Genomic DNA, 23,944 nt, shown 5'->3' with positions numbered 1-23,944 from the left:
AGTTTGTTATTTATTAGTATTGATCCGGTCTGTCGGTCAGCCGGCATAGGACGGCTTAAGGAAGACAGGACATTTCAAGTCAATTAATAGATGTAGCAAAGAACCTCTCCACCGACGTTCTGAGCTTTTGCTTCCTTATCGGTCATCACTCCTTTTGAAGTGGACACGATAGCAACACCAAGACCATTCTTCACGCGGGAAAAATCAGCGGGCTTGGAATACTGGCGCAGACCCGGACGGCTAACGCGCTCCAGGCTCTGGATAGCGGGTGCCTTGGTAGATGGGTCATACTTCAGGGCGATCTTGATCAGGCCCTGTTTGTTATCGTCTTCGAACTTGTACTTCAGGATATATCCTTTTTCGTACAGGATCTCGGTGATGCGTTTCTTCAAATTAGAAGCGGGGATTTCCACAATACGGTGGCCTGCCATCTGGGCATTGCGCACGCGGGTCAGAAAATCTGCTATAGGATCAGTAACCATTGTTCAGAATGAGTTGAGTTAATTAAAAATTTACAATGCGATATCCTATGATATCAATACCAGGATTACCAGCTCGCTTTTTTAACGCCTGGAATTTTACCAGCAAGCGCCATGTCGCGGAACATCACCCTTGACAGACCGAAATAGCGCATATAGCCTTTCGGGCGCCCGGTGAGCTGGCAACGATTTTTCAAACGAACAGGTGAGGCATTCCGGGGCAACGCGTCCAGCGCAGCATATTCTCCGGCGGCTTTCAGTGAAGCACGCTTCTCGGCGTACTTAGCAACCATTGCTTCCCTTTTCCTTTGCCTGGCTTCTACAGATTTTTTTGCCATTAGTTATTATATATTAAGCGTTTTCAGTTTTCTTAGCTGCATTCTTGAAGGGGATGCCCAGTTCCTTCAGGAGTTCGTAGGCTTCTTCATTGGTTTGTGCAGTAGTAACGAAAGTGATGTCGAGACCTGTGATCTTATTCACCTTATCGATGTCGATTTCGGGGAAAATGATCTGCTCGGTAACACCCAGGGTATAGTTGCCGCGGCCGTCGAATGACTTCTCGTTCACCCCTTTGAAATCCCGTACACGGGGAAGGGAAACAGCGATCAGGCGATCGAGGAATTCATACATTTTTTCACCACGCAGGGTAACCCGGGCACCGATCGGCATGTTCTTACGCAGTTTGAAGTTGGAAATATCCTTCTTCGACTGGGTAGCAACCGCTTTCTGGCCAGTGATTGTAGTCAGTTCCTCTACGGCAATATCCACCAGTTTTTTATCGGCAACTGCTCCATTTACACCACGGTTCAAACAGATTTTAGTCAGTTTGGGCGCCTGCATAATGGTTGAGTAACCAAATTTCTTCATTAAGGCAGGTACAACTTCTTTCTTGTACTTATCTGCCAGACGCGGAGTATATTTTACTGTGCTCATTACTTAATTACCTCCCCTGATTTTTTAGAAACACGTACAAGTTTACCGGTTTCACGGGTACGCTTCACTTTGGTGGCAGCACCTGCCTTCGCATCCCACAGCATAATATTGGAAATGCTGATTGGCGCTTCCTGCTTCACAATACCACCTTTGGTATTCTGGGCAGAGGGCTTAGTGTGCTTCGTGATGATATTCACGCCTTCCACCAATACGCGGCTCTTGTCGATGATCACCTCCAGCACCTTGCGGGGTTTCTTGAGGTCTTTGTCATCACCGGCAATCACCACCACTGTGTCGCCTTTTTTTATGTTGAACTTCGGTTTGAATCTTGTGCTCATTAGATTCGAGTTTAGCTATTTTTCACATTTAATACCTGTCCGTGCTCCCTTCAGGGGCGCAAAGGTACGATTATAATACTTCCGGAGCAAGAGAAATAATCTTCATATATCCCTTGTCGCGCAGTTCCCTGGCTACCGGTCCGAAAATCCGCGTACCGCGAGGCTCATCAGAGTTGTTCAACAATACCACGGCATTGTCGTCAAACCGGATGTAGGAACCATCTTTACGGCGAAGTTTGTTCTTGGTGCGAACGATAACCGCCTTGGTAACAGTACCTTTTTTAATACCGCCTGCAGGGATCGCATCTTTAACAGTTACCACGATCTTATCTCCGATCTTGGCGTAATCCTGACCGCTGTTGCCCAGTACACGGATCACCAGCACCTCTTTGGCGCCACTGTTATCAGCTACGTTCAGTCTGCTTTCTTGCTGAATCATCTTATAATTATTTAGCTATTAGTAATGTAAAACAGAGGGATTACTTCACTTTCTCAACTACTTCCACGAGCCTCCAGCGCTTTGTTTTGCTGAGGGGACGGGTTTCCATAATCCGGACAGTATCACCAATGCTGCACTCGTTCTTTTCGTCGTGTGCATGAAATTTGGTGGTCTTTTTCACGAACTTACCGTAGATGGGGTGCTTCACCTTTCTTTCAACGGCAACAGTAACGGTTTTCTCCATTTTGTTGCTGGTTACAACACCAATCCTTGTTTTACGCAAATTTCTTTCAGCCATTTTTATTCGTTTTAAGCTATTCGCTTTTTGTGTACAGCTGGACTGCGATTAAGCAGTAGCCAGTTTTTTCGTTAATTCCGTTTTCAGCCGGGATACATCCCTGCGGAGTGACCGGATGCTCATCGGGTTCTCCAGCGGCGTGATGGCATGGGCGAATTCAAGTTTCTTCAGGCGCAGTTCATCTTCCTGGATGCGGGCCTTCAGGTCGCTCACGCTCATGTCCTTGAGACTTTTAACGAAATCGATCTTTTTAGACATCGTATGCTCGATTTTAGTTGTTTAGCAAATGTTAGGACTGCAATTCCCTGCGAATCACAAACTTGGTTTTGATCGGCAGCTTCTGTGCAGCCAGTTCCATGGCAGCTTTTGCAACCTCAACAGGAACACCGTCGCACTCAAAAAGGATACGGCCTGGTTTTACTACGGCAGCCCAATGGTCGGGGTTACCTTTACCTTTACCCATCCTTACTTCGGCGGGCTTGCGGGTAACGATTTTATCAGGGAAAATGCGGATCCACACATTACCTTCCCGTTTCATGGAGCGGGTCATTGCCTGGCGGGCACTTTCGATCTGACGGTCGGTCATCCACACAGTTTCCAAAGCTTTCAATCCGAACGATCCGAATGACAGGGTTGCACCACGCTTGGTGTCGCCTTTTGCAGGCATCTTCTGCATTTTCCGGTGCTTCGTTCTTTTAGGTTGTAACATCTTTATTCAGTTTGAAAATGTTCGAATTAGTTTCTGCGACCTCCGCGATCTCCGCCACGGCCACCACGATCGCCTCCACGGCCACCGCCACGATGATCACCACCGCGGCCACCGCGATCGTCATCCCGGCGATCACGACGATCACTCAGGGCACCTTCCTTACCACCAATGAAGTTGGGGTTCAGGTCACGCTTGGCCAGTACTTCACCTTTACAGATCCATACCTTGATACCAATCTTACCATATACAGTCAGCGCGAAAACGTTAGCGTAATCAATGTCCATACGAAGTGTATGCAGCGGGGTACGACCCTGCTTGATCTCTTCTGAACGGGCAATCTCAGCACCACCCAAACGGCCGCTGACCTTAATTTTGATACCTTCAGCACCCATACGGAGCGCAGAAGCGATCGCCATTTTGATAGCGCGTTTGTAGTTGATACGGTTTTCGATCTGCTTGGCGATAGTGTCACCCACGATCATCGCGTCCAGTTCAGGACGGCGGATCTCGAGAATATTGATCTGCACATCATCCTTGCCCGTCAGTTTCTTCAGTTCTTCCTTAATACGGTCCACCTCATTACCACCTTTTCCTATGATGATACCAGGCTTGGAAGTGTGGATGGTAACGATCAGTTTACCGAGTGTACGCTCGATGACGATCTTGGAGATACCTCCTTTATTGATACGCGCCATGAGGTAAGTGCGGATCTTATGATCCTCAATCAGCTTGGAAGAATAGTCTTTCTTGCTTCCGAACCAATTGCTTTCCCATCCGCGGATAATACCCAACCTTGCACCAATAGGATTTGTTTTCTGACCCATGTTTGGTATATTAAGTTTATTCGATTGAATTATTTAGAATCTACAGTTACGGTTACGTGATTGCTACGCTTGCGTACACGATAGCCGCGGCCCTGGGGAGCCGGACGCATCCGCTTCAATGTTCTGCCACCATCTACAAAAATGGTTTTCACCACCAGTTTGGTTTCATCACCACCCTCATTCGCCTGCTTCCAGTTGCTGATAGCACTAACCACCAGTTTCCGCAGGGGAACAGCCGGATGCTTGGCATTGTGTTCCAGAATTGCCAGAGCCTTTTCAACGTCCAGACCGCGAACCAGGTCAGCGAGCAAACGCATCTTCCGGGGAGAGGTGGGATAATTATTCAGTTTAGCTACTGCTTCCATTGTTTTATGATTCTGTGACCTTCCTTACCGGAGCGCAGAAGATCCTTATTAATTACATTTTCTTACTTGAGTGTCCTTTGAAGTTGCGGGTAGGAGCAAACTCACCGAGTTTGTGACCAACCATAAACTCCGTTACATACACCGGGATGAACTTGTTGCCATTGTGCACGGCGAAAGTATGTCCCACAAAATCCGGAGAGATCGTTGAACGGCGGCTCCAGGTTTTGATAACACCCTTCTTGATTTTGCCATCGGTCATGCTCAGCACTTTCTGCTCCAGCTTGCTTTCGATATAAGGACCTTTTTTAATTGAACGAGCCATATTAAAAATGTTAGTAGTTAACAGGCTGACTTCGCATTACTGCTTACGCCAGCTTCTTACCGTTTTTGCGTTGGATAATCAGTTTGTCAGAACCTTTGGATCTGCGGGTCTTCTCGCCTTTCGCGTACTTACCGGTACGGCTGCGCGGATGACCACCAGAAGCACGTCCTTCACCACCACCCATCGGGTGATCTACAGGGTTCATCGCTACACCACGGTTGCGGGGGCGGATACCTTTCCAACGGTTCCGGCCGGCCTTACCCATGCTCTGCAGGTTGTGATCGCTGTTGGAAGCTTCCCCTACGGTAGCATAACAGTTGATCAGCACTTTGCGCAATTCACCGGAAGGCATTTTCAATACTGCGTATTTTTCTTCTTTGTTGCTCAGCTGTGCGGAAGTACCGGCACTGCGGGCAATCTTGCCACCCTGACCAGGCTGCAGTTCAATGTTGTGAACTACGGTACCAAGCGGCATATTCTTCAGCTGAAGCGCATTACCCAGTTCAGGAGCAACCGCATCACCGCTGATCACTTCTGCACCTACCTGAAGCCCCTGGGGAGCCAGGATGTAACGCTTCTCACCATCAACATAGTTCAACAGCGCGATGAAAGCAGAACGGTTCGGATCGTATTCAATGCTCGCAACTTTAGCAGGAATCTCCTTCTTGTTACGCTTGAAATCAACGATACGGTAATGCTTCGCGTGACCGCCACCAATGTAGCGCATGCTTCTGCGGCCCTGTGCGTTACGGCCACCGCTGCCTGTTTTCTTTTCCAGAAGGCTCTTCTCCGGCTGATCAGAAGTGATCTCCGCATACGCGTTTCCGATCCTCCACCGGGTACCGGCCGTCATGGGTTTGTATTTCCTTAATGCCATCTCTTTTTATTTTTTCGCGAACTTCTCAGCGTCGCTTACTTTAATACTATTGTTCCTTGTCAGTTTTGACGTTGCTTATACAGCACCGTACAGGTCGATCGTTTCACCTTCAGCTACAGTAACCAGTGCTTTCTTGTAAGCAGGTTTCTGGCCTTTGATAAAACCGGCTTTGGTAAACCTGGTTTTATTCTTACCGGGGATCACCGCGGTATTCACGTCCACTACAGTTACACCGTAGAAAGATTCGATCGCTTTTTTGATCTCCAGTTTATTCGCCTTACGCGCTACTTTGAAGGCGAAACGACGCAGGCTTTCCTGCTGTGCATTCGCTTTCTCGGTAAGGATCGGCTTTATCAGAACTTCAGAAAGTTTCATTGCTTTCTATTTAAAATGGTAATGTTTATGCGTTTTCTTCAACTTCTGCTTCAGTGAACACTTTCGCTGCGCTTTCGCTCAGCACCAGCACCTGGGCATTAACGATATCATAAGTATTCATATCGCTGAGCAGGATACCTTCCACAGCCGGAAGATTACGCAGGCTCAGGTACAGGTTATCGTTGTTCTCCGGAAGCACATACAGTGTCTTCTTTCCGGAAATGTTCAGCGCCTTCAGGGCAGCAGCGAAATTCTTGGTCTTGGGAGCTTCCAGTGTCAGATCTTCCACTACCACGATGGCATTTTCCTTTGCCTTATGAGCAAGTGCGCTCATTTTCGCCAGGTCCTTCACCTTACGGTTCAGCTTGAAGCTGTAATCGCGGGGCTTGGGTCCGAAGATGGTACCACCACCTTTGTACAGCGGGTTACGGAGGTTACCTTTCCGGGAACCGCCGGTTCCTTTCTGGCGGTGAAGCTTGCGGCTTGCACCTTTTACTTCCATACGGGTCTTCACCTTGTGCGTTCCCTGACGCTGTGCAGCCAGGTATTGCTTTACAGAAAGGTAGATCACGTGGTCATTGGGCTCAATGCCAAAGATCTCTTCCGGCAGGTCAAGCGTTCTTCCGGTCTTTTGTCCTTGTATGTTGAATACATCTACTTGCATCGTACTTCAATTAAATGGTTTACTTCTGGATAAAAACGATAGAACCAATATGGCCGGGAACAGAACCGCTGACCAGGATATAATTTTTATCGGGGAATACTTTCAGGATCTTCAGGCCTTTCATTTTCACGCGGTCATTGCCCATACGGCCTGCCATGCGCATACCCTTCATAACGCGGGATGCGTCTGAAGAGTTACCCAGAGAACCCGGAGCGCGCTGACGGTCGTGCTGGCCGTGTGATGCTTCACCCACACCAGAGAATCCGTGGCGCTTTACTACACCCTGAAAACCTTTACCCTTGGTTTGACCTACTACCTCAACTTTATCGCCTTCAGCGAAAATGTCGGCGGTAACGGTTTCACCGAGGGCCTTTTCTATGGAATAATCGCGAAATTCTTTAACGAAACGTTTGGCAGCTGTTTGTGCCTTGGAGAAGTGATTGGTTTCGGCTTTGGTGGCGTTCTTTTCTTTCTTGTCGCCAAAAGCCAGCTGGAGGGCATTGTACCCGTCGGTTTCTTTGGTTTTCACCTGCGTAACAACGCAAGGACCAGCTTCAATGATGGTGCATGCGGTTTGCTTTCCATCGGGACTGAAAATGCTGGTCATCCCAATCTTTTTGCCAATAATTCCTTTCATTTAATTACCATTTGTGCCGCATGGTTAAAAGGACATTCCTACTGGCATCATCCTGCATTACCTGGCGGTATCATGCGGATGATTGCTTGCGGATTTCAATCCCCGTTTGCTATTGACCTTTTCCGTTCGGACGCCCGGACTGCTCCGGAGTGTCACCCGCCTACGCTAAAGCTTCGGCGGGCAAAGGAAGTACCAATAGTAAACAAACCCTGAACGGCTTGTTCATATTTACTTTTACTTGTAAATGGATGATAAAGGATTTCCGGTGGATTTGCCTTTTCATCCAACCCCAGCGCTCTTTTCCCCTTGCTTTCGCTTCAGGTTGAGAGATGAGGCAGTTATTTATAAGAACTAATTTCTTTTCTGGACCCGAAGGTCATTTCCGGACTGCCGCTTCCTCTGCCGCGGCCGGCCGTCAGGCTTTGATCTCTACTTCAACACCAGAAGGAAGGTCGAGCTTGCTCAACGCATCCACCGTACGGCTGGAAGAAGTATAGATATCCAGCAAACGCTTGTGCGTGCTCAGTTGGAATTGCTCCCGGGCCTTCTTGTTCACGTGCGGGGACCGCAGAACGGTGAACACTTTCTTCTGTGTAGGCAAAGGAATGGGTCCTGTAACCACGGCACCTGTGCTACGAACGGTTTTCACGATCTTTTCGGCAGATTTGTCTACCAGATTGTGATCGTAGGACTGCAATTTTATTCTGATTCGCTGTGACATACCTGTTATCCCAAAACTTTAATTGGGAGTGCAAAGGTAAAGGACATTTTGATTGGTGCCAAAGAATTGTGCGATTATTTACCATTTTTCCCGGAAAAAAACCGCCTGAAAACCTTTATGGTCAGCCAGCCGGCCACCATTACCATCGCCGCGGCGGTCAGCACAGGCAGAAACATCGCAGCAACCGAGCCGCCGCCGGCAGCCAGGTTCTCCCCGGTTGCAACAACAGCATTCCCCGCTCCCGCTGTGGTTTTTGTACTCAGTAACCGCAACATTCCCGACCCTACCTGGATCGTCCCGGCAATCGAACCTCCCGCCAGGATGGCTATCCCCCACCGCCAGAGCGGTGTCACATCCCCTGCGGGAAAAACAGAAAATGCCAGCAACGCCCCCGCCGCCACGGCCAGCGGTGCCGCTATGGTATCCAACAGGTTATCAATAAAAGGCACATAATAGGCAGCAATCTCCAATGCAGTTGCTGTTCCGAAACAGGCTATCGCCGGCCATCCCGCCAGCCACAGCATATCACCCTGTAGCGGTACCCAGCCCAACCTCGCCCCCACCGCACTAAGCAACAGCGGCAGGAAAATCCTGAACCCGCAACAGGCACTCAGGGCTATTCCCATACAAACGGCGATAAAATAAGACATGAGCGGGTTTTGGTTTAAAAGTAGAGAAGTTTAGGGGTTAAACTTTTGAAAATCCCATCACCTACCTGTTATTTAATTGATTATCAATCAATTATTTATTAATTGTAGGCTTACACCTGTATAAAACCCTTGTCCATGGCCCGTTTCAGCATTAAATATCCATTATTCATCGATTAAAAACCGTTTATTCATAGACAAGCCCTAAGCCTTATCAATAGATAATCGATGATTTAACGATATACAAACAATGCATGGATCTCCGGACGATCGTGGTCGAATAGATATTGTAACCGGAAAACAAAAAGTTTGGGGCTTGACAGCGGGCAATGAATACCCCCTGTCAAACCCCAAACTTTTATCCTTCGGCTATAACCTGTTACTATTACCGACCCCCCGGCGGACAATGCTTCCGCAGGTACTCCGTAAACAGGGTCGTCAGGTGCAAAAACGTTCCCTCTCCTTCAGAAATGCTGTGCGTCCGGTTAGGATAACTCATCATCTGGAACTGCCGGTTATATTTGATCAGTTCGTTGAACAGCATCTCTGCATTGTTGTAATGCACGTTGTCGTCACCGGTTCCATGGATATACAACAGGTTGCCTTTCAGATTTTTAGCGTAGGTGATCGGCGACCCCTTTACAAAATCTTCCAGGTTTTCCTGGGGCAGCCCCATGTAACGCTCCTGGTAGATATTGTCGTAGGTCAGCTGGTTGCCCACTGCTGCGACGGCAATACCGGTTTTGTAGATCTCCGGGTACTGGAACATCAGGTTCAGGGTAGCCGATCCGCCACCGCTCCATCCCCAGACAGCCACCCGGCTGGAATCCACGTAGGGTAATTTGAGAATCTCCCTCGCACCCATCGCCTGGTCGCGGATATTCACGATGCCGATTTTGCGGTAAACGCTTTTCCTCCAGGCCCTGCCCTTGGGTACCGGTGTACCCCGGTTATCGATAGAAACATAGATATATCCATCCTGCAGGAAATTCCCCCGGTACATGTAATTGTATCCGGTTCCCCAGCTGTCTTTTACTGTCTGGCCCCAGGGTTCGGTATACACCATGAAGAGCACGGGGTATTTCTTAGTCGAATCAAAATTGGCCGGCTTTGCCATCCAGGCATCCATAGTAATGCCATCTGCTGTCGTCACCTGGAAGAACCGCAGGTTGGATTTGGCTGAACTGGACTTTGCGACGGCATCAGCAACAGCGGGAGATCCCGTTACAGGACGCTGATCTTTCAGGGAGATGAACTCCTCCACCCCCTTGGTGTAATAATTCGAAAAGCGATGTTTGGCAAACAACGCATTGGGACCAATGTCATAGTCGTGCGATCCCTGCTGGGTAGCAGGACTCACCCTTTCCGCGTTTCCTTTTCCATCAAGCCTGGAGCGGTAGAGGTATCGTTGCGTGGCATTTTCAGGGGATGCGATATAATAAACATAATTGCCTTTCTCATCTATTCTTACCAGATCAAGCAGGTCAATATTCCCTTTGGTCAGCAGGGTCTCTTTTTTCCCGTCACGGCTGACCCGGTAAATGTGCCGCCAGCCATCTTTTTCACTTACCCAGAGAAACTCCTTTCCCCCGTTGAGCCAATCCCAGCCACCATTGGCATAATCCTGGTCCCATGACGGTTGTATATCTATCCAGGCGCTGTCATGTTCATGATAGATCGTTTGAATGGTACCGCTGGCCGCATTGCACAGCAGTAATTTGGAGTCTTGCTGCTTGCGGTCGAGGTACTGTACGATCACTTCATTGCTGTTGGCAGCCCATTCCATCCGCGGCGCATAGTTTCCTTTGTCTTCGTCATAGGGAATGGCCATCCATACAGTTTGGCCACCTGCAGCCGGCAAAACGCCAATCCGGAAAGAAGATGGTTTAATGCCCGCGACGGGATACTCAACCCGGATAGCTACAGGGTAAATGCTGTCGGTATTGTTCACCATCAGGTAATCCGGCGTTTTATTGGCATTGATCTGCCAGAAGGCGATTTGCCGGCTGTCGGGACTCCACCGGAAACCATCGCGACAGAAGAACTCTTCTTCATAAGCCCAGTCGAAAGTGCCGTTGATCCGCTGGCGGCTGCCATCGCTGGTTAATGCCAGCGGAACGTTGCTGCCCAACGTTTCCACATACAGGTTGTTGCCGCTTACATATGCAGCTTTGCTTCCGTCGGGAGAAATCTTGGCGAACATCAGTGAAGCTTCCGGAAGGCCTTTGCCCAGCTGTTGCAGCGTTCCTGTTGCCCTGTCGTAAACCCAGTAATCGCCCCTGGTCTCATAACGCCACACTTTCCGCGTATTGGTGAACAGGAGGAATTTGTTACCGTCAGCGCTGATGGAGAATTCCTTAACCGGTAATGGTGTGGAAGCGCCTGCGGGAATCAGTTTTTCCTTCGAAACAATGATTTCCGGCTGATTGGCAGGAAGGTTGACTTTTACAATATTTCCTTCCTGGTTATCCCAATAGGCCTGCCCGTCAGTGGTCCACTGTATACCGCTTTGCGCGAAGGATGTGCCGGTGAACAGGCAGCAGCACAATATTGACAGTATTCTGAACATATAAGTAAATGTATTATTGCTGTTTAAATTTAATTCAGTCCGCCTTTCCGGGTGGGTGATTTGGGTTCTGGCCACTTTCCGGGCTCACCTTTGCTGTTGGCGGGAAGGATCGCTTTTTCACGGGAAGTGGTAGCCGGATCTTCCGAAGCCATATAAGCGAGAATGGCTGCCAGGATCGCGTTACTGCGGAGATCGTCAAACACGATCTTATCGTAAGTATCACGATTGGTATGCCAGGTGTAATTGCCATAAGACCAGCTGAGTGAGCTCAGGGAAAATGCCGGTGCACCGGCTGCAACAAATGAAGCAAAGTCAGATCCTCCGGTACCGGGTGAACCGGGGAAACTTGTCTTCACGGTATCGCGGATAAAAGCAGGTGCTTTGGCCAGCCAGCGACCGAGATAGTCGTATGAATTCAGGAAACCCTGGCCGGCAAGGTTGGTCACGCGGCCGGTGCCGTTATCCTGGTTGAACACTACCTGGATATTCTTTACAATCTCCGGATGATCTGCCACAAATGCGCGGGAACCATTGAGCCCCTGTTCTTCGCTGCCCCAGTGCCCTACAAGGATAGTGCGTTTCGGGTTCGGGTACAACAGTTTGAGGATGCGCATGGCTTCCATCATGCAAAGCGTTCCGGTGCCGTTGTCGGTTGCGCCCGTGCCGCCATCCCAGGAATCAAAGTGCGCAGACAGGATCACATATTCATCGGGCTTTTCAATTCCCTTAATTGATGCGATAGTATTGAAGGTTGGTACTGTTCCCAATTCTTTGGAATCCGCCCGGATTGCCAGTTTGGGTTTCTTTCCGCCTTCTGCCAGCCGGTAAACGAGTCCGTAATCTTCCAGCGAAAGATCAACGGTCGGGATTTTTTTAGCCTGCGCACCAAAGATCTTGTTTACGCCGAATCCCTGTGACCAGTAACTCATCACGATTCCGGCTGCCCCGGCTTTTTCGAGGGCTTCGGGGAGGGTTCTGTTGGTAAGACCGGTTTTCTCAATGCGTTTTCTCCAGGCATCCGTTGCGGCGGTCCTGTCTTTCTTCATCTGATCGAAAGAGGCTTTAGCCGCATATTCATTCCAGTTATAGTCTGGCCGGCCTGTGGGCTGCAGCATAGAGATCATGACGAATTTGCCTTTTACGGCCGGAAGCCAGCTACGGAAAGCATTGGAATCAGAAACCTCCGGAAGGATAATGACCTCAGCCGTAACCGTTTTCCCATTCGTAGAGCCACTCCAGGCAAGTTGCATGCCTTCCAGCGATTTCACACGTGGGGCGACCATATCGATATGGGTGATGCCGCGTTCCCAGCCGCGCCATTCTCCCCAGGCTTCGTTCTTCGCTTCAATACCCCAGCTTTTATATTTTTCGATCGCCCAGTCATGGGCCTGTTTCATCTGGGGTGATCCGACGAGCCGTGGACCGATACCGTCCAGCAGTTCGTGAGCAAGTGGTTGAAGCTGCGAATTGGTTGTCGCTTCTTTCACAATAGCTTCAACCATGAGGGAATCTTTGTTTTGTGCATTGGCCGTCTGCACCAGGCCAGCTAAAATCAGGGCGTAAATAAGTTTCATCAAGTGGGTGTTAATAGGGCAAGATAAGTGTTCCGCTGCAGCACAACTATTCCCGGATAAAGAACTGTTGGTGTTGGTCAAAAAAAAGCCACCCCGCTGTTGCGGGGTGGCAGTATCTGCGAGCTGCCGGGATCCGGCTGCTTTCATTAAGCGTTCACTTTACCTTTTACCTTCGCGATCACTTCTTCAGCGATGTTGTTGGGAGCCGGTGCATAGTGAGAGAACTCCATGGTAGAGGATGCACGGCCGGAAGACAGTGAGCGGAGTTGGGTTACATAACCGAACATTTCGCTCAGCGGTACTTTAGCTTTGATCACCTGGGCATTGTTACGGCTGTCCATACCTTCCATCATACCACGACGGCGGTTCAGGTCACCTGTTACATCACCCATGTACTGATCCGGCGTAACCACTTCCACTTTCATGATGGGTTCCAGCAGTACGGGCTTCGCTTTGCGTGCAGCTTCGCGGAAACCTTGCTTGGCGCAAAGTTCAAAGCTCATCGCATCGGAGTCAACTGCGTGGAAAGAACCGTCAAATACGCGGATCTTCATGTTCACTACGGGATAGTTAGCCAGTACACCGTTGGTCATGGCCAATCCGAAGCCTTTCTGAATCGCCGGAACGAATTCGCGGGGGATAGAACCACCGAAGATATCGTTCACGAACTGGTAGCCCTGGCCAGGGTTTGCAGCCAGCCAATCTTCATCAGCCGCGCTCAGTTCAAACACGATGTCGGCGAATTTACCGCGACCACCGGTTTGCTTTTTCAGGGTTTCGCGGTGTTCCACTTTACCACTGAATGCTTCTTTATAAGCCACCATGGGGTTACCCTGGTTCACTTCCACTTTAAATTCACGACGCATACGGTCGATGATGATCTCCAGGTGCAGTTCGCCCATTCCACGGAGGATGGTCTGACCGGTTTCTTCGTCGGTATTCACGCGAAGGGTCGGATCTTCTTCCACCAGTTTAGCGATAGCCATACCCATCTTATCAACGTCAGCCTGGGTTTTAGGTTCAACCGCTACGGCGATAACCGGCTCGGGGATGAACATGTTTTCCAGGGTGATCGGATGATCTTCATCACAAAGGGTATCACCGGTTTTGATTTCCTTGAAACCTACTGCCGCACCGATATCACCGGCTTCGATAAAGTCGATCGGGTTCTGCTTGTTGGCGAACATTTTCATGATCCGGCTGATCCTTTCCTTTTTGCCGCTACGAACGTTCAGCACGTAGGAACCTGCATCGAGGTGACCGGAATAAACCCGGAAGAAGGCGAGACGGCCTACAAACGGATCGGTCATGATTTTAAATGCCAGGGCAGCGAATGGCTCTTTTGCGTTTGCTTTCCGAACCAGTGGCTCACCGGTGTTCGGGTCTGTACCCTGCGTATCCGGAATATCAACGGGAGAAGGCAGGTAACGGCAAACGGCATCGAGTGCTGTCTGTACACCTTTGTTCTTGAAAGAAGAACCACACATCATCGGAACGATGCTGAGGTCAATGGTTGCCTTACGGATCGCTTCGTGCATTTCCTCTTCGGTGATGCTGTTGGGATCTTCGAAGAATTTTTCCATCAGGTTGTCATCGTATTCAGCAACCGCTTCTACGAGGTTAGCCCTCCACTCTTCTGCTTCTTCTTTCATATCTGCAGGCACATCGATCTCGTCGAAGGTCATACCTTCTGTTTCCATATGCCAGATGATACCTTTCATCTTGATCAGGTCCACCACGCCTTTGAAGTCGTCTTCAGCGCCGATCGGGAGCTGCAGGGGAACTGCCTTGGAACCGAGCATTTCCTTCACCTGCTTCACTACATTAAGGAAGTCGGCGCCGGAGCGGTCCATTTTGTTTACAAAGCCGATACGGGGAACGCCGTAACGGTTAGCCTGGCGCCATACGGTTTCAGACTGGGGTTCAACACCATCAACAGCAGAGAACAGGGCGATCAAACCGTCCAGTACACGCATTGAACGCTCCACTTCCACGGTAAAGTCCACGTGGCCGGGAGTATCGATGATGTTGAAAGAGTATTTTTTAGAGTCAGGTGTAACTGTACCCTTGTTGGTCGGGAAATTCCACTGGCAGCTTACCGCAGCTGAGGTAATGGTGATACCACGCTCTTTTTCCTGCTCCATCCAGTCGGTGGTAGCGGCACCATCATGCACCTCACCGATACGGTGAATCATCCCTGTGTAACGGAGGATACGCTCCGTGGTAGTCGTCTTGCCCGCATCGATGTGGGCTGCGATACCGAAATTCCGTTGAAATTTTAAGTCTGCCATTGTCTATATGTTAAAAAAGTTAGGTCTAAAGTCAATTCGAGGCGCAAAGGTAGGGAAAAATGTTGTTTAGTTGTTTAAGTGTTTAAGAGTTTAGGAGTTGGCGTGATTGCTGGAGGGGAAGCCCGGTGAAAAGAAGGTTTGGGGTTTGGGGTCTGAAGTATGGGGGTTGGTTTGAAGTTTGAACTTTCAGCCGGTTGCTGAATTGTTTACAAAAGCGGTAGCGGTGCCCTTGTAATCAACAGCTATGATTGATGCAAAAGCCTGGAAATACCCGGGTGAGGGTCAGCACTTTAGGGTAAATGGCTGAAATCTAAATTCCTAAGCTACCACCAACAATCCCGGTCAATGCCCGCTGCTTTCCAATTGGCAGCTCGAATTGAAGCAGATATTGCAGCAGGTGTTGTAACTGGTGTTGAAACTGGTGCTGTAATTGGTTTTAAGGCACAGAAACGACACTGATTGTTCGACGGCAACCAAAGGCCTCAGGCATAAATACAGAAGGCGCAAAAAGGCTAAAACCGGCCAGCAAAACAGGGATTATTCAACTTGTCTGAAGCCGGAGTGAAGTCAAAACACCCACGCTGATGAGAAATTTACACGACCGGGGCTGGCATTTTGACGGGAACTACTGCTCAGCAAACCCGCGGACCATCGAAGAATTTCTGTAATGCCCGCGTTAACCTCCGCTGAAAAAATGTCAAATTTTCAAGCCTGATCGAGGCTATCCCATTCTGATTCCCATCTGGCAATACCCCAAAAAGCAGGTTATATCCCGTGTCTCATAATTCAGGAACCTCTTACTTTACTACGGGAGCACCAGGCTCATGAATCGCATGAAATCCTTTTCCAGTATACGTTTGGGGCTCCTCTCCTGTACTCCGGAAGTATAGCCGGAAACTACTTTCTGAAGGTTTTTGGATACAATCGATGAGTTTTCGGATGTGCATAGTTAACACGATATCCACTTTTTATAAAACCGGCATAAAAAAGTGACTGCCAATTTGGTATCTATTTAAAAAGGAATGTAAATTTAAAGATCATTCATGTAACCCATTATTTCTCACTCATTAAATCACGATCAATATGCCCACAAAAAAGAAGGCCGTTAAAAAAGCACCGGCCAAAAAGGCAGTAAAAAAAGCCGTTGTTAAAAAAGCGGTTGCTAAAAAAGCGGTTAAGAAAGCAGTTGCTAAAAAAGCCGTTAAAAAAGCGGTAGCCAAAAAAGCGGTTAAAAAAGCAGTCGCTAAAAAAGCTGTGAAAAAAGCGATCGCTAAAAAAGTGGTTAAAAAAGCTGTTGCTAAAAAAGCTGTGAAAAAAGCTGTGGTGAATAAGGCAGTTAAAAAAGCTGTGGTGAAAAAGGCTATTAAAAAAGCCATTGTGAAGAAGGCTGTGAAAAAAGCTGCGGTAAAGAGGGCAGTTAAAAAAGCCATTAAAAATGCAGTAATAGCCCCGGTTGTTGAAGCTCCCGTAATGGACACACCTTCAGCACCCATGGAAGAGTCTGCATCTTAAGCATAAACATTCTTGTAAAAAAGCCACCTGTCCGGTGGCTTTTTTTTGCCCCTGAATAACGTTTACAATTAACCGCAACTCGCTGCCGGATTTGCATAACAGGCTGAGGCTACCCACAAAAAGAAGAGTGGGTTTCAGGAAACCCACTCTTTATTTAGTTAATTGTAAACAACCTTATCAGGTTGCCCAGGCGCGATCACCTTTCTTATAAGGAATACAGCCTTCGTATTTACCCGGCACCGGCACATATCGCAATGCCTTCGTAGCGCCCACTTCAGAGGTGAAATACCCCTGGAGCGTCAGGTCCTTCATCATCTTGAAATAATGACTGGGATCCTCGTCTTTCTTGTTCTTCTGGTATTCCCTGGCTTCCTTGTCAAGCGCCGTCAGCAACTCTTTTTTCTGAGCCGCATCAAGGTTCATGAAATTTTTGCCAAACTGCTTATCGCTTGCTGCTTCCAATGCTGTCAATCCTTCCACAAAGGCCTTCTGATTCTTCTCTTCATAACAATCAGTAACCATCACTTTCATAAAGGCGCCGATCTTTGCAGCTTTTGCACCGGGCGTATCCGTAGTCGGAATAATGGTTTCTCCTACTTCGTCCAGCAGGGCAATGTCATCCGGAGTAAAATCCGTCAGCGAAGCCCTTTTGGGCTCCTGCTTACAACCCGTCAGGAAAAGCTGGGAACCCACCATGGTTCCGCCGAGTATTACCGCAACAGTCGATACTGCTTTTCTTCTGTTCATGATAATGATTTTTTTCGTTTACGTATGATGGTTATAAGTTGTTTTTCTTGAGCTCGCTTACTGCATGATCCGCAGCTCTCGCTGTAAGCGCCATATAGGTCAGCGAAGGATTCACACAGGCAGCAGAAGTCATACACGCACCATCGGTTACATATACGTTCTTCGCATCCCATACCTGGTTGAAGCCATTGAGTACAGAGGTTTTGGGATCACGGCCCATCCGCGCTGTACCCATTTCATGGATACCACGTCCGGGTGTTCCATCACCGTCCCATTTCCTCACATCCTTTACACCTGCCCTTTCCAGCATTTCTGCCGCATCATTCATCATATCCACCCGCATCTTCTTCTCATTGTCTTTCAGCTCGCAGTCGATCGCCAGTACATTCAGCCCCCATTTGTCCTTTTTGGACTTATCCAGGGTCACTTTGTTTTCATGATACGGAAGAATCTCACCGAATCCTCCCATACCCATGGACCACTGTCCTGGTTCCTGGAGGGCTTCTTTCAGTTCCTGGCCGATGTTCAGCTCAGCAATCTCGCGGCTCCATCCGGAACGGCTCGCACCGCCCTGGTAGCCGAAACCACGGAGATAGTCCCGCTTTGACTCACCACCAGCCCACGGCAGGTTCTGGTAACGGGGAATATAAATACCGTTCGGACGACGGCCATAGTAGTATTTGTCCTCATACCCTTCCACAGTTCCCGAAGCACCCACACCGAGATGGTGGTCCATCAGGTTGTGACCCAGCGCACCGGAACTGCTTCCGAGTCCGTCAGGCCAGATCTCTGTCGCAGAATTCATAAGGATCCAGGTACTGTTCAGTGCAGAGGCGTTCAGGAAAACCACCTTTGCATAGTATTCGTAAGTCTTGCCGTTTTCTGCATCGAGCACCTCTACCCCCTTGGCCTTCTTCGTGTCTTTATCGTAGAGGATTTTGGTAACAATGCTGAACGGACGCAGGGTCAGGTTGCCGGTAGCCATCGCTGCAGGCAAAGTGGCCGACTGGGTGCTGAAATAAGCACCGAACGGACAACCCAGCCAGCATTTATTGCGGTACTGGCAATTGGTCCGGCCATTATGGGGAGCAGTCAGGTTAGCGCTCCGTCCCATGATAAACGCCCGGGAGCCCTTATAGGCCGCTTCAATTCTCGTCTTTACATCCTTCTCCACACAGTTCATTTCCATCGCCGGAAGAAAATCACCGTCAGGCAGCTGCTTCAGCCCTTCCTTTGAACCGTTCACTCCTGCGAATTTCTCCGCGTAGCTGTACCAGGAAGCTATGTCTTTATAACGGATCGGCCAGTCCACACCAAAGCCGTCCTTGGCATTGGCCTCAAAATCAAGATCGCTCCAGCGATAGCTTTGCCTTCCCCAGGTCAGCGATCTGCCGCCTACCTGGTAGCCACGGAACCAGTCAAAACGTTTCACCTCCGTATATGGGCAATCTTTTTCGTTCACCCAGAAATCAAGGTTTGTTTCATTGAGCGGATAGTCTCTTTTCAGCACAGGATAATTAGCGATCATTTCCTGGGTACGACCGCCACGGTGGGGGAAATCCCAGGGATGTTTGTTGGCGCTCACGTAATCTTTCACGTGCTGCACATCACGCCCCCTTTCGAGCATGATCACTTTAAGCCCTTTTTCTGTGAGTTCTTTCGCAGCCCATCCGCCACTGATTCCGGATCCTACTACGATTGCATCAAAAGTATTGTCAGCCATAAACGTTGATTGAGTTTTTCAGGGTAAAACAAATATTTATCAGACATCGCAAAGTTGAACAGCCTTGCGCAGGGATGCGATCTTGTCATCATCTTTTGGAATGAATTCCTGGGCAACATATCCTTTGAAGCCGGTCGCAACAATCGCTTTCATGATCGCAGGATAATTCAGCTCCTGCCTTTCGTCGATCTCGTTACGGCCCGGGTTACCGCCGGTATGGTAGTGACCAAAGTACTGGTAGTTGTTCTGAATCGAGCGGATAATATCGCCCTCATCGATCTGCATGTGATAGATATCGAACAGCAGGCTGAAATTCGCTGAACCCAGTCGTTTTACCAGTTCGATGCCCCATGCGGAACGATCGCACATATAGTCTTTGTGGTCCACCCTGCTGTTGAGCAATTCCATATGCAGCACCACTTTGTGCTTTTCCGCCAGGGCGATGACGCGTTTCAATCCTGCTACTGAATTCTTCAGGCCGGTTTCATCATCCAGTCCTTTCCGGTTACCACTGAAGCAGATCAGGTTTGTATAGCCGGCCTTTGCCACTTGCGGGATCATGTCTGTATAATTTTTCACCAGCTGATCATGGTATTCCGTGTGACAGAAACCATCGGTGAGGTTGATCTCGGCACCATTGCACATGGATGAATAGAGATCATACTTTTTCAGGGTATCCCACTCTTTGGGTCCCACCAGGTCGATAGCGCTGATACCTATTGCTTTTGCCTGCTTGCACAATTCGTCCAGTGACAGCTGGCCATAGGTCCACCTGCAGACAGAGTGCCTGATATTTCCTTTCATGGTCAATTTTTCTGCTGAAGTTTCCGGAGCCGGTTCTATAGCGGCAAATCCGGCAGTGGGTGCGAGCGCAATTCCTGCACCGGCCACTAACAACTGCTTCACTGCCTTCCGCCTCGAATTATTTTGTTTCATTGGGGTCTGTTAATGGGAAGACGCCACGCGCACACTATTCCCTTTGGATTTTGATTTCATATAGAAGAATAACCCTGCGAATACGATCGACAGGATGATGGGAATAACCATGGTCACATTAATGATTTCGGGACCAGCTGCACGTTTTGCTTCTACGAGTGCATTGGCCAGGTCGGAACCGGGAGGCGCGGCATTGTAGGTTGCCAGGTCGGCACCGGCGGGCAATTTGGAAGCCAGCAGACGGTCATAATATCCACTTATGAAAATGGTATAGAGGGAAACACCGAACATACCTGCGCCACCAACGAGGTTAAGGCCAACAGCACCGGTGCGGGGCAGGTTCTCTGCTACAAATCCGATCATGGTAGGCCAGAAATAACACACGCCAATTCCGAAGACAAGTGCTCCGACAAAGAGCATGTTGCCGCTGAAATGGCCGAGCATATATAATCCTATGGTTGATACGATTGCAGACATGAGCAATACGCCGGTCGCTGAGAAGCGACCCACTACCGGTCCGGCAAAAGCGCGGCCCAGCACCATTACACCGGTTTCAATGGTCAGCAGTAACAGTGCATTATCGGTAACATTCTTTAATAATACATCAATCCATTGGCCGGTAAACAGTTCTGTAATGGCCGTACCCAGCATCAGGACCACCATCAGGATAAACAGGGGGTTCAGCAGTGAAGCATACATCTCACGGGTAGACACACCTGAAGCAACCCTTTCCGTAACGGGAAACTCACGTTTGGCAAAAAGGTAACCATACAAAACAGTCGGGATCAGCATGATCGCAACGAGGAACTTCCAGTTCTGCATGAAATCAGTACCGGGAACCTGTACCCCCAGCAGTTTCACGATCAGGGTTCCGATCACGATGCCGCCGGGAAACCACAGGTGAAAGTGATTAAGTTTGGTTGTTTTTTTATCGGTATAAAGACTGGCCACTAACGGGTTACAGGCCGCTTCTACTGTTCCGTTCCCCAATCCTATAAGGAGGGTGGATATAAACAGTGACCAGAATCCCGTTGCGGTGATCGTCAGAATGATACCCAGGAAATGAAATACTGCTGCCATCAGCAACAGCTTCTTCATGCCGATAATATCCACAACCATTCCACCGATGATAATGGCAAGCGGGAAACCCCAGAATGCAGTACTGGTAATGATACCTGCCTGTTCTGCAGTGAGGCCGAATTCATGAATCCAGGTTCCGAGAAGACCGGCACGGATGCCGAAAGAGAGTGAGGTTACAAGTAGGGCCAGACAGCTGGCAACAAAGAGCTGGTTACGGTTGATGTTGGCTTGCATATCGGTGTTTTATTCTATCAGAGCGGCATAAATTTATGGGTTTCACGTGTATTAAATACACTGTTTTGCTTTCTGACTGAAAAAAAATACCGGAAGTGAAGTTCCGTTGATTCTTTTTTAGCCAATTAACCTGATTTTTTATCAGATCTGCCATCCTGCGGATTTTCAGCAGTTGAATTATTTTATCGATTAATTTAGCCCCTCTTTCTCACTAAACCACACTTGCAACAATGGGAGATCTCCAGATCAAGAAGAAAGCTACCCAATACGATGTGATCATTGTAGGTTCCGGCGCGGGCGGCGGCATGGCTGCCTACATCCTTGCCCATGCAGGACTTAAAGTATGCCTGATGGAAGCCGGTCCGATGTTCGATCCTCAGAAAAATGTGACCCAATTAAAAAACCCCTGGGAGTCTCCACGGCGTGGTGCATCCAATATCCGGCCGTTCGGAGATTTCGACGCCTGTTACGGCGGCTGGGAACTGGAAGGCGAGCCCTATACAAAAGCTCCGGGAACACAGTGGGACTGGTTCCGCGCGCGGATGCTGGGCGGCCGTACCAACCACTGGGGTCGCATATCCCTGCGATTCGGGCCAAAGGATTTTCAGCGTAAAAGTATTGACGGACTGGGTGACAACTGGCCGCTCACCTATGATGAACTGAAGCCCTATTACGACAGACTCGACAAACTGGTAGGCATTTTCGGCACCGTGGAGGGAATCGAAAATGAACCTGATGGCATTTTTCTGCCACCGCCCAAACCGCGGCTGCATGAGCTGATGATCAAAAATGCCGCTACAAGTGCCGGTGTGAAAGTGATCCCATCAAGACTTTCCATCCTCACGCAAAAAATCAATGACTCGCGGGGTTCCTGCTTTTTCTGCGCCCAGTGCGGCAGATCCTGCCAGGTATATGCCGATTTCTCCTCTTCCAGTGTGCTGGTGAAACCTGCCATTGAAACCAAAAATGTGGAAGTGATACCGAACGCCATGGTGCGTGAAGTACTCACCAATAAGGAAGGCAAAGCAACCGGTGTTTCCTATATCAGCAAAGATGATATGCAGGAATACCAGATTGAAGGCAAGGCAGTCATCCTGGCTGCAAGCGCCGTGGAAAGCTCCAGGATCCTGCTTAACTCCAAATCTGACAGGCACCCCAACGGACTGGCCAATTCCAGTGATGTGGTGGGCCGCTACCTGCACGATTCTACCGGCGCAGAAATTGGCGGTATCATCCCCGGACTAATGGGCCGCAAACGCTATAATGAAGACGGCGTCGGCGGCATGCACGTGTATTCGCCCTGGTGGCTTGATAATAAGAAACTCGATTTCCCAAGGGGTTATCATATTGAATATTGGGGAGGTTTTGGCCAACCAGCGTACGGATTCGGCATGGGCATCCAGAGCATGAACGGACAATTCCCGGTAAACGGTCAGAAAAAAGAAGCCGGTGGCTATGGCCGCTCGCTGAAAGAAGACCAGCGTTATTACTTCGGTGCCGGCGTAGGAATGGCAGGACGAGGCGAAGCGATCGCCTACCGGGAAAATACCGCACTGATCGATCCGAATGTGGTGGACAAATTCGGCATCCCTGTGGTGAAATTCAATGTGAAGTGGAGTGAGCATGAGATCAAACAGGCCAAACACATGAAGGAAACCTTTAAGGAGATCCTGCACAAAATGGGTGCGGTGGTAACCTGGGGCGGCAGTGACGGACCGGAAAACAATTACGGCCTGAATTCTCCCGGTAAGATCATCCACGAAGCCGGAACAGCCCGTATGGGTAATGATCCGAAAACATCGGCTTTAAATAAATGGAACCAGGCCCACGACTGCAGCAACCTGTTTGTAATGGATGGTGCCTCCTTTGTTTCCCAGGCCGATAAAAACATTACCTGGACGATCATGGCGCTGGCAATGCGTGCCAGTGAATACCTGATCGATCAGCTTAAAAAACAGAATATCTAACGCCCATACTTAAACGATGGATAGAAGAAAATCGATCAAAGCCATAGCGCTCGGCTCATTGTCTACCGGTATATTGATGGATGCCTGTAAGGAACCGGAAAAGAAAGTGGAAGACAAAACCGCTGCTGCCTCCTCTCCTGCCGGACCCGACCGAAGGCCCGAAGAGATCGCCCGGTTTGAACAGCTGAATGCTATCAAATTCTTTACCGATGCAGAGATGGCAACTATCACGCTGCTCGGCGACATCATTATTCCCAAAGATGATGTAAGCGGCAGTGCTTCCGATGCCAAAGTGCCGGAATTCATAGAATTCATTGTCAAGGACATGCCGGAACACCAGATCCCGATGCGTGGCGGCTTGCGCTGGCTTGATCTGCAATGTCTTCAGCAGTTCGGCAAGGCATTCAAAGACTGCAGTGAAGGGGACCGCATCAAAATGGTGGATCAGATCGCATACCCGGAAAAGGCAAAACCCGCCATGCAACAGGGTGTGGCTTTCTTTAACCTGATGCGTGACCTGACCTGCACAGGCTTTTACACTTCCGAAATCGGTATTAAGGATATCGGCTATATCGGCAATGCGCCCAACCAGTGGAACGGCGTACCGGACGATGTGTTGAAACAATACAACCTGGCCTACACGGAAAAGGAATTGAAAGAATGTGTCAGCTTCAATAAATAAT

General features: G+C 49.2%; 27 protein-coding genes. 3 read left to right on the top strand and 24 right to left on the bottom strand.

Translation table 11 applies throughout. The features are described from left to right. Positions 1 to 83 precede the first annotated feature (83 nt). From rpsH to fusA, 20 genes are all read right to left on the bottom strand, one after another. Positions 84 to 482 (bottom strand): 30S ribosomal protein S8, encoded by a 399-nt coding sequence (gene rpsH / locus FPE01S_RS16805; RefSeq protein WP_046370206.1) that lies wholly within the window; start codon positions 480 to 482, stop codon positions 84 to 86. Between the two features lie 65 nt (positions 483 to 547). Next, positions 548 to 817, bottom strand: a complete 270-nt coding sequence (gene rpsN, locus FPE01S_RS16800) for a 30S ribosomal protein S14 (RefSeq protein ID WP_046370205.1) — start codon at positions 815 to 817, stop codon at positions 548 to 550. A gap of 13 nt (positions 818 to 830) precedes the next feature. Beyond that, positions 831 to 1,412 carry a 50S ribosomal protein L5 gene (gene rplE / locus FPE01S_RS16795; RefSeq protein WP_046370204.1) on the bottom strand — a complete coding sequence of 194 codons (582 nt, stop codon included), beginning with the start codon at positions 1,410 to 1,412 and terminating at the stop codon, positions 831 to 833. Beyond that, the gene (gene rplX, locus FPE01S_RS16790) at positions 1,412 to 1,750 is read right to left on the bottom strand and encodes a 50S ribosomal protein L24 (RefSeq protein WP_046370203.1); all 339 of its coding nucleotides are present in this window, start codon (positions 1,748 to 1,750) and stop codon (positions 1,412 to 1,414) included. The genes rplE and rplX overlap by 1 nt, the downstream gene beginning before the upstream one ends. A 70-nt stretch (positions 1,751 to 1,820) precedes the next feature. Continuing rightward, positions 1,821 to 2,189, bottom strand: coding sequence for a 50S ribosomal protein L14 (rplN, locus tag FPE01S_RS16785; protein WP_039142952.1), 369 nt, complete (start codon positions 2,187 to 2,189; stop codon positions 1,821 to 1,823). A gap of 40 nt (positions 2,190 to 2,229) precedes the next feature. Beyond that, positions 2,230 to 2,487: a 30S ribosomal protein S17 gene (gene rpsQ, locus FPE01S_RS16780; RefSeq protein ID WP_046370202.1), complete on the bottom strand. Its 258-nt coding sequence runs from the start codon at positions 2,485 to 2,487 to the stop codon at positions 2,230 to 2,232. A 48-nt stretch (positions 2,488 to 2,535) separates the two neighbouring features. Beyond that, positions 2,536 to 2,745: a 50S ribosomal protein L29 gene (rpmC, locus tag FPE01S_RS16775; protein ID WP_046370201.1), complete on the bottom strand. Its 210-nt coding sequence runs from the start codon at positions 2,743 to 2,745 to the stop codon at positions 2,536 to 2,538. A 31-nt stretch (positions 2,746 to 2,776) separates the two neighbouring features. Continuing rightward, positions 2,777 to 3,196, bottom strand: coding sequence for a 50S ribosomal protein L16 (rplP, locus tag FPE01S_RS16770; RefSeq protein ID WP_046370200.1), 420 nt, complete (start codon positions 3,194 to 3,196; stop codon positions 2,777 to 2,779). Between the two features lie 26 nt (positions 3,197 to 3,222). Then, positions 3,223 to 4,020 carry a 30S ribosomal protein S3 gene (rpsC, locus tag FPE01S_RS16765; RefSeq protein ID WP_046370199.1) on the bottom strand — a complete coding sequence of 266 codons (798 nt, stop codon included), beginning with the start codon at positions 4,018 to 4,020 and terminating at the stop codon, positions 3,223 to 3,225. Between the two features lie 29 nt (positions 4,021 to 4,049). Next, positions 4,050 to 4,385, bottom strand: coding sequence for a 50S ribosomal protein L22 (gene rplV, locus FPE01S_RS16760; protein WP_046370198.1), 336 nt, complete (start codon positions 4,383 to 4,385; stop codon positions 4,050 to 4,052). Between the two features lie 52 nt (positions 4,386 to 4,437). Then, positions 4,438 to 4,707, bottom strand: a complete 270-nt coding sequence (rpsS, locus tag FPE01S_RS16755; protein ID WP_046370197.1) for a 30S ribosomal protein S19 — start codon at positions 4,705 to 4,707, stop codon at positions 4,438 to 4,440. 43 nt (positions 4,708 to 4,750) lie between these two features. After that, positions 4,751 to 5,584, bottom strand: a complete 834-nt coding sequence (rplB, locus tag FPE01S_RS16750; protein ID WP_046370196.1) for a 50S ribosomal protein L2 — start codon at positions 5,582 to 5,584, stop codon at positions 4,751 to 4,753. Between the two features lie 75 nt (positions 5,585 to 5,659). Then, on the bottom strand, positions 5,660 to 5,959 hold the full coding sequence (gene rplW, locus FPE01S_RS16745) for a 50S ribosomal protein L23 (protein WP_046370195.1): 300 nt from the start codon (positions 5,957 to 5,959) through the stop codon (positions 5,660 to 5,662). 25 nt (positions 5,960 to 5,984) lie between these two features. After that, positions 5,985 to 6,623 (bottom strand): 50S ribosomal protein L4, encoded by a 639-nt coding sequence (gene rplD / locus FPE01S_RS16740; RefSeq protein ID WP_046370194.1) that lies wholly within the window; start codon positions 6,621 to 6,623, stop codon positions 5,985 to 5,987. A gap of 19 nt (positions 6,624 to 6,642) precedes the next feature. Next, positions 6,643 to 7,260: a 50S ribosomal protein L3 gene (rplC, locus tag FPE01S_RS16735; RefSeq protein ID WP_046370193.1), complete on the bottom strand. Its 618-nt coding sequence runs from the start codon at positions 7,258 to 7,260 to the stop codon at positions 6,643 to 6,645. 415 nt (positions 7,261 to 7,675) lie between these two features. Beyond that, positions 7,676 to 7,981 carry a 30S ribosomal protein S10 gene (gene rpsJ, locus FPE01S_RS16730; RefSeq protein ID WP_046370192.1) on the bottom strand — a complete coding sequence of 102 codons (306 nt, stop codon included), beginning with the start codon at positions 7,979 to 7,981 and terminating at the stop codon, positions 7,676 to 7,678. 74 nt (positions 7,982 to 8,055) lie between these two features. Then, the gene (locus FPE01S_RS16725) at positions 8,056 to 8,631 is read right to left on the bottom strand and encodes a DUF4126 domain-containing protein (RefSeq protein ID WP_046370191.1); all 576 of its coding nucleotides are present in this window, start codon (positions 8,629 to 8,631) and stop codon (positions 8,056 to 8,058) included. Positions 8,632 to 9,013: 382 nt separating this feature from the next. Continuing rightward, on the bottom strand, positions 9,014 to 11,197 hold the full coding sequence (locus FPE01S_RS16720) for a S9 family peptidase (RefSeq protein ID WP_157474071.1): 2,184 nt from the start codon (positions 11,195 to 11,197) through the stop codon (positions 9,014 to 9,016). Positions 11,198 to 11,226: 29 nt separating this feature from the next. Then, the gene (locus tag FPE01S_RS16715) at positions 11,227 to 12,771 is read right to left on the bottom strand and encodes a M20/M25/M40 family metallo-hydrolase (RefSeq protein WP_046370190.1); all 1,545 of its coding nucleotides are present in this window, start codon (positions 12,769 to 12,771) and stop codon (positions 11,227 to 11,229) included. Positions 12,772 to 12,917: 146 nt separating this feature from the next. Beyond that, positions 12,918 to 15,062: an elongation factor G gene (gene fusA, locus FPE01S_RS16710; protein ID WP_046370189.1), complete on the bottom strand. Its 2,145-nt coding sequence runs from the start codon at positions 15,060 to 15,062 to the stop codon at positions 12,918 to 12,920. Between the two features lie 1,083 nt (positions 15,063 to 16,145). On the opposite strand from fusA, the gene FPE01S_RS25705 reads away from it, so the two are divergent. Continuing rightward, entirely contained in the window at positions 16,146 to 16,574 is a 429-nt protein-coding gene (locus tag FPE01S_RS25705; protein ID WP_052955925.1) for a hypothetical protein, read from the top strand. Positions 16,575 to 16,751: 177 nt separating this feature from the next. Here the strand turns inward: FPE01S_RS25705 and FPE01S_RS16700 are convergent, their stop codons facing one another. From FPE01S_RS16700 to FPE01S_RS16685, 4 genes are read right to left on the bottom strand one after another with little or no spacing between them, the layout of a single operon-like run. Next, positions 16,752 to 17,321 (bottom strand): gluconate 2-dehydrogenase subunit 3 family protein, encoded by a 570-nt coding sequence (locus FPE01S_RS16700; protein ID WP_046370188.1) that lies wholly within the window; start codon positions 17,319 to 17,321, stop codon positions 16,752 to 16,754. 31 nt (positions 17,322 to 17,352) lie between these two features. Further along, positions 17,353 to 19,044, bottom strand: a complete 1,692-nt coding sequence (locus FPE01S_RS16695; RefSeq protein WP_046370187.1) for a GMC oxidoreductase — start codon at positions 19,042 to 19,044, stop codon at positions 17,353 to 17,355. A gap of 39 nt (positions 19,045 to 19,083) precedes the next feature. Continuing rightward, positions 19,084 to 19,980 (bottom strand): hydroxypyruvate isomerase family protein, encoded by an 897-nt coding sequence (locus FPE01S_RS16690; RefSeq protein WP_046370186.1) that lies wholly within the window; start codon positions 19,978 to 19,980, stop codon positions 19,084 to 19,086. 9 nt (positions 19,981 to 19,989) lie between these two features. Next, positions 19,990 to 21,294 (bottom strand): MFS transporter, encoded by a 1,305-nt coding sequence (locus FPE01S_RS16685; protein WP_046370185.1) that lies wholly within the window; start codon positions 21,292 to 21,294, stop codon positions 19,990 to 19,992. A 230-nt stretch (positions 21,295 to 21,524) separates the two neighbouring features. Between FPE01S_RS16685 and FPE01S_RS16680 the strand changes: the two genes are divergently transcribed. Beyond that, the gene (locus FPE01S_RS16680) at positions 21,525 to 23,261 is read left to right on the top strand and encodes a GMC family oxidoreductase (RefSeq protein ID WP_046370184.1); all 1,737 of its coding nucleotides are present in this window, start codon (positions 21,525 to 21,527) and stop codon (positions 23,259 to 23,261) included. Positions 23,262 to 23,277: 16 nt separating this feature from the next. Next, entirely contained in the window at positions 23,278 to 23,943 is a 666-nt protein-coding gene (locus FPE01S_RS16675) for a gluconate 2-dehydrogenase subunit 3 family protein (RefSeq protein ID WP_052955924.1), read from the top strand. Position 23,944 lies beyond the last annotated feature (1 nt).

It is taken from the genome of Flavihumibacter petaseus NBRC 106054, assembly GCF_000974785.1.
Classification (GTDB): domain Bacteria; phylum Bacteroidota; class Bacteroidia; order Chitinophagales; family Chitinophagaceae; genus Flavihumibacter; species Flavihumibacter petaseus.
The sequence above is the reverse complement of the archived record's forward strand: the minus strand, read 5'-3'. Positions and strand labels throughout refer to the sequence as shown.

Coding starts and splice junctions, on each gene's coding strand:
- FPE01S_RS16700 (WP_046370188.1), bottom strand. CDS start 17,321: ATGAACAGAAGAAAAGCAGTATCGACTGTTGCGGTAATACTCGGCGGA.
- FPE01S_RS16725 (WP_046370191.1), bottom strand. CDS start 8,631: ATGTCTTATTTTATCGCCGTTTGTATGGGAATAGCCCTGAGTGCCTGT.
- rplW (WP_046370195.1), bottom strand. CDS start 5,959: ATGAAACTTTCTGAAGTTCTGATAAAGCCGATCCTTACCGAGAAAGCG.
- FPE01S_RS16720 (WP_157474071.1), bottom strand. CDS start 11,197: ATGTTCAGAATACTGTCAATATTGTGCTGCTGCCTGTTCACCGGCACA.
- rpsS (WP_046370197.1), bottom strand. CDS start 4,707: ATGGCTCGTTCAATTAAAAAAGGTCCTTATATCGAAAGCAAGCTGGAG.
- FPE01S_RS25705 (WP_052955925.1), top strand. CDS start 16,146: ATGCCCACAAAAAAGAAGGCCGTTAAAAAAGCACCGGCCAAAAAGGCA.
- FPE01S_RS16675 (WP_052955924.1), top strand. CDS start 23,278: ATGGATAGAAGAAAATCGATCAAAGCCATAGCGCTCGGCTCATTGTCT.
- rpsH (WP_046370206.1), bottom strand. CDS start 482: ATGGTTACTGATCCTATAGCAGATTTTCTGACCCGCGTGCGCAATGCC.
- rpsQ (WP_046370202.1), bottom strand. CDS start 2,487: ATGGCTGAAAGAAATTTGCGTAAAACAAGGATTGGTGTTGTAACCAGC.
- rpsN (WP_046370205.1), bottom strand. CDS start 817: ATGGCAAAAAAATCTGTAGAAGCCAGGCAAAGGAAAAGGGAAGCAATG.
- rpmC (WP_046370201.1), bottom strand. CDS start 2,745: ATGTCTAAAAAGATCGATTTCGTTAAAAGTCTCAAGGACATGAGCGTG.
- rplX (WP_046370203.1), bottom strand. CDS start 1,750: ATGAGCACAAGATTCAAACCGAAGTTCAACATAAAAAAAGGCGACACA.
- FPE01S_RS16695 (WP_046370187.1), bottom strand. CDS start 19,044: ATGGCTGACAATACTTTTGATGCAATCGTAGTAGGATCCGGAATCAGT.
- fusA (WP_046370189.1), bottom strand. CDS start 15,062: ATGGCAGACTTAAAATTTCAACGGAATTTCGGTATCGCAGCCCACATC.
- rplV (WP_046370198.1), bottom strand. CDS start 4,385: ATGGAAGCAGTAGCTAAACTGAATAATTATCCCACCTCTCCCCGGAAG.
- rplD (WP_046370194.1), bottom strand. CDS start 6,623: ATGCAAGTAGATGTATTCAACATACAAGGACAAAAGACCGGAAGAACG.
- FPE01S_RS16690 (WP_046370186.1), bottom strand. CDS start 19,980: ATGAAACAAAATAATTCGAGGCGGAAGGCAGTGAAGCAGTTGTTAGTG.
- FPE01S_RS16680 (WP_046370184.1), top strand. CDS start 21,525: ATGGGAGATCTCCAGATCAAGAAGAAAGCTACCCAATACGATGTGATC.
- rplP (WP_046370200.1), bottom strand. CDS start 3,196: ATGTTACAACCTAAAAGAACGAAGCACCGGAAAATGCAGAAGATGCCT.
- rpsC (WP_046370199.1), bottom strand. CDS start 4,020: ATGGGTCAGAAAACAAATCCTATTGGTGCAAGGTTGGGTATTATCCGC.
- rplN (WP_039142952.1), bottom strand. CDS start 2,189: ATGATTCAGCAAGAAAGCAGACTGAACGTAGCTGATAACAGTGGCGCC.
- rplC (WP_046370193.1), bottom strand. CDS start 7,260: ATGAAAGGAATTATTGGCAAAAAGATTGGGATGACCAGCATTTTCAGT.
- rpsJ (WP_046370192.1), bottom strand. CDS start 7,981: ATGTCACAGCGAATCAGAATAAAATTGCAGTCCTACGATCACAATCTG.
- FPE01S_RS16715 (WP_046370190.1), bottom strand. CDS start 12,771: ATGAAACTTATTTACGCCCTGATTTTAGCTGGCCTGGTGCAGACGGCC.
- rplE (WP_046370204.1), bottom strand. CDS start 1,412: ATGAGCACAGTAAAATATACTCCGCGTCTGGCAGATAAGTACAAGAAA.
- FPE01S_RS16685 (WP_046370185.1), bottom strand. CDS start 21,294: ATGCAAGCCAACATCAACCGTAACCAGCTCTTTGTTGCCAGCTGTCTG.
- rplB (WP_046370196.1), bottom strand. CDS start 5,584: ATGGCATTAAGGAAATACAAACCCATGACGGCCGGTACCCGGTGGAGG.